The sequence below is a fragment of the Paenisporosarcina sp. genome, from assembly GCF_049671445.1.
Taxonomy (GTDB): Bacteria; Bacillota; Bacilli; order Bacillales_A; family Planococcaceae; genus Paenisporosarcina.
Genome location: NZ_JBATUX010000103.1, coordinates 1 through 4,184 on the forward strand (window position 1 = coordinate 1; position 4,184 = coordinate 4,184).

A 4,184-nucleotide genomic window follows, 5' to 3' on the forward strand; every position below is an offset into this window, starting at 1 on the left:
AAGGGGAGAGAGCGATGAGCCCGCTTTTAATAGCAAACTGGGTTTTATTTTTAGTTGTAACCGCTTACGCGATTGGTCTTTTTACTTATTTGTTGAAGACACGCTATGAATACATCAAACTCGGTAAGAAAGTAGAGTTTGAAGATAACTTTAAAGAGCGTATGCGTAAAATAATGGTCAATGTATTTGGTCAAAAGAAATTATTGAAGGATAAGAAAAGTGGAATCATCCATGTGATGTTCTTCTACGGGTTCCTTCTTGTGCAAGCTGGGGCAATCGATTTTATCTGGAAAGGTCTAAAACCAGGGTCACATTTACCTTTAGGTCCATTGTATCCAGCGTTCACATTTTTCCAAGAACTTGTTACTTTAACGATTCTAGTTGCAGTCGTGTGGGCATTCTACCGTCGTTACATTGAAAAGTTAGTACGTTTAAAACGTGGATGGAAATCAGGTCTTGTCCTTATATTCATCGGTGGTTTAATGGTTTCCGTGTTAGTCGGAAACGGGATGGGTATGATTTGGCATGATCACGCAGCAACTTGGGCGGAACCAGTCGCATCTTCTGTGGCAGCAATTTTCGGTTTCTTACCAGAAGCAGCAGCAATCACGATATTCTATATCATGTGGTGGGTTCACTTATTATTCCTACTTACATTCTTAGTGTACGTGCCACAGTCGAAGCATTTCCACTTAATTACTGGACCTGTGAACACATATTTCAACCGTACTGATAATGTTGGAAAGCTTCGCCCGATTAATTTTGAAGAAGCTGAAGATGAAGAATCGGAAGAAGAGGCGTCATTCGGTGTTGGTAAAATTCAAGACTTTACACAAAAACAAATGATCGACTTATACGCTTGTGTAGAATGTGGACGTTGTACAAATATGTGTCCAGCAACGGGAACAGGCAAAATGCTGTCACCGATGGACTTAATTACAAAACTACGTAACCATTTAACAAATACAGGTGCTGTGCTAACGCAACAAAAACCATGGGTTCCTGCAATGGCTTTCGCGAATACACAAGGAAATCAATTAGCAGTTGCAGCTCGTGTAGATGGAGCGGTTATCGAAGACATTTATAACCCTGCTTTAATTGGTGAGGTTATTACTGAAGAAGAGCTTTGGGCTTGTACGACATGTCGTAACTGTGAAGATCAATGTCCAGTTATGATTGAGCATGTATCCCACATTATTGACCTTCGTCGTTTCTTAGTGATGACAGAAGGACGCATGAATCCGGATGCACAACGCGCGATGACAAACATCGAACGTCAAGGAAATCCATGGGGTCTGAACCGTAAAGAAAAAGAAAACTGGCGTGACGCACGTCCAGATGTCAATATTCCAACCGTTAAGGAAGTATCTAAAGCGGGAGAAGAATTTGAATTCTTATTCTGGGTTGGATCAATGGGAGCATTTGATAGCCGTTCACAAAAAATCGCACTTGCCTTTGCTAGATTGATGAATGAAGCAGGCGTTAAATTCGCTATTCTTGGGAATAAAGAAAAAAACTCTGGCGACACACCACGTCGTTTAGGTAATGAATTCTTATTCCAAGAACTAGCTGCAGCAAATATTGCCGAGTTTGAAAAAGCCGGAGTAACGAAAATTGTTACGATTGACCCGCATGCTTATAACATTTTCAAAAATGAATACGAAGACTTCGGTTGGAGCGGAGAAGTCCTTCACCATACTGAAATGCTATTTGATTTAGTACAACAAGGTCGCTTGAAACCACAACATGCTATCAATGAAACGATCACGTTCCACGATTCATGTTACTTAGGCCGTTACAACGACGTATACGATCCACCACGTGAAATCTTGCGTGCAATCCCAGGCGTTAAGCTTGTGGAAATGGAACGTAATCGCGAAACCGGTATGTGCTGTGGAGCAGGTGGCGGAATGATGTGGATGGAAGAACATGTTGGAAACCGTGTTAACGTAGCACGAACTGAGCAAGCAATTGCTGTCAATCCAACGATGATTTCATCAGGATGTCCGTACTGTTTAACAATGCTATCTGACGGTACGAAAGCGAAAGAAGTAGAAGAAACAATCGGCACATACGACATCGCCGAACTACTAGAACGCTCAGTACTAGGAGATTACTTGCCACCAGTCGAAGAAACAGAAGAACCAGTACTACAATAAAGAACCCCTATCGTCGATTGATTAAAACCTAAAATGACGATATAATAGATTCAAATGGAAAAGGGAGTCGTTGAACTCCCTTTTCGTTTGATGTTTTGTCGAGCGAGCGTTCAGTCAATAAAAAAACTCGGAGAGTTTTTTTATTTGCGACGAAGCTAGCGAAGCGATGCAACGAACTTTCATGTTTCGAAGCTAGCGAAAGCGATGCAGAAACAGGAGCAATGTGTTTGCGACGAGTAACCGCAGGAGCAAAAATTTATCAACGACGAAGCAAGCATAGCGAGCTGAGTAAAAAATTTTCTGCGACGAAGCTAGCACAGCGATGCAGGAGCAATTTTTTCTGCGACGAGTAACCGCAGGAGCAAATCTTTTTATGAAAATAACGAAAAAACAGTCAAATGGACAGAAAGTGTTAACGAATGGACGGAAACACTCCGCGAATGGACAATAACACACCACGAACGGACGGAAAACCCCTGTGAGTGGACAGAAACCTACATCGAATGGACAATATCACATATTCACAAACTAAATTGTCATAATTCTTAAAAAAGATAAAACTGTAAGCGTATACAAAAATAGAGGAGGCAACAAATCATGGCAAAAACAGTTATTTTAGATGGAGCACGAACAGCATTCGGCAAAATGGGTGGCGCACTAGCTTCACTTTCAGCAAGCGATTTAGGTGGCGTTGCGATTAAAGAAGCGTTAATCAGAGCGGGCGTTGCACCAGAATCAGTAGACGAAGTTATTATGGGTACTGTACTCCAAGCGGGGCAAGGGCAAATTCCTTCTCGTCAAGCGGCTACAAAAGCGGGAATTCCATGGGGTGTAAAAACAGAAACAATCAATAAAGTATGTGCATCGGGTATGCGTGCCGTTACTTTAGCTGATCAATTGATTCGTTTAGGCGATGAGGAAACGATTGTTGCTGGCGGCATGGAGTCAATGTCAAACGCACCATATTACTTGCCAAAAGGTCGATTCGGCTTACGTATGGGTGATGCTCAAATGATAGATGGCATGATTTATGATGGTCTTTCTTGTTCATTCGATCCAAAACGTGTGCACATGGGTACATACGGAAATGCGACTGCTGAGAAATTTGATCTTTCTCGCGAGAAGCAAGATGAATGGTCATTCCGTAGTCATGACTTAGCACTAAAAGCAATCGACAATGGAACATTCGCTGAAGAAATTATTGCTATAGAAGTTCCGCAGCGCAAAGGCGATGCATTGAAAATTGATCAAGATGAAGCTCCACGACGTGATACATCAACTGAATCACTGTCAAAATTAAGACCGGCATTTGGCAAAGACGGCACAATTACAGCTGGGAACGCTCCTGGTGTCAATGATGGCGCAGCAGCACTTGTGTTAATGAGCGAAGATAAAGCGAAGGCAGAAGGCAAAACACCGCTTGCTTATGTCATTGGACACGCAGAAGTGGCAATTGAGCCGGAACACTTCCCACAAACACCTGGTCTTGTTATTAAGGAAATCTTAGAAAAAACAGGTAAAACACTAGAAGAAATCGACTTATTTGAAATTAATGAAGCATTCGCTGCTGTAGCGTTAGCATCTGCTCAAATCGCTAACTTAGATGAATCAAAAGTAAATGTAAACGGTGGAGCTGTAGCACTTGGACATCCAATTGGAGCAAGTGGTGCACGCATTATCTTAACGTTAGCTTATGAATTAAAACGCCGTGGTGGCGGTATTGGAATAGCAGCGATTTGTTCAGGTGGCGGCCAAGGCGATGCCATTATGATTGAAGTTCCAAAAGCTTAATAAACCTAGGATTTATATAGAGGAGGCAAATTACATGGCGATTCAAAAGGTACTTGTAATCGGAGCAGGACAAATGGGTTCAGGGATTGCACAAGTATGTGCTCAAGCTGGATTTGATGTGAAATTAAACGATATGAAGGAAGAATTTTTCCAACGTGGACTTGCAAATATTACGAAAAATCTATCACGCAACGTTGAAAAAGGACGCATGACGGAAGATGAAAAAACTCAAGT

Annotated in this window: 3 protein-coding genes; all 3 read left to right on the forward strand. The window is 41.9% G+C overall.

From position 1 onward, the window contains the following. The first annotated feature begins 14 nt into the window (after positions 1–14). Complete coding sequence (locus WBG45_RS12620) at positions 15–2,159, forward strand: (Fe-S)-binding protein (RefSeq protein WP_424415066.1); 2,145 nt, start codon at positions 15–17, stop codon at positions 2,157–2,159. A gap of 597 nt (positions 2,160–2,756) precedes the next feature. Continuing rightward, entirely contained in the window at positions 2,757–3,950 is a 1,194-nt protein-coding gene (locus WBG45_RS12625) for an acetyl-CoA C-acetyltransferase (protein WP_424415062.1), read from the forward strand. Between the two features lie 34 nt (positions 3,951–3,984). Next, the coding region (locus tag WBG45_RS12630) for a 3-hydroxyacyl-CoA dehydrogenase NAD-binding domain-containing protein (RefSeq protein WP_424415064.1) at positions 3,985–4,184 on the forward strand (200 nt) is incomplete at its 3' end.

Coding starts and splice junctions, on each gene's coding strand:
- WBG45_RS12620 (WP_424415066.1), top strand. CDS start 15: ATGAGCCCGCTTTTAATAGCAAACTGGGTTTTATTTTTAGTTGTAACC.
- WBG45_RS12625 (WP_424415062.1), top strand. CDS start 2,757: ATGGCAAAAACAGTTATTTTAGATGGAGCACGAACAGCATTCGGCAAA.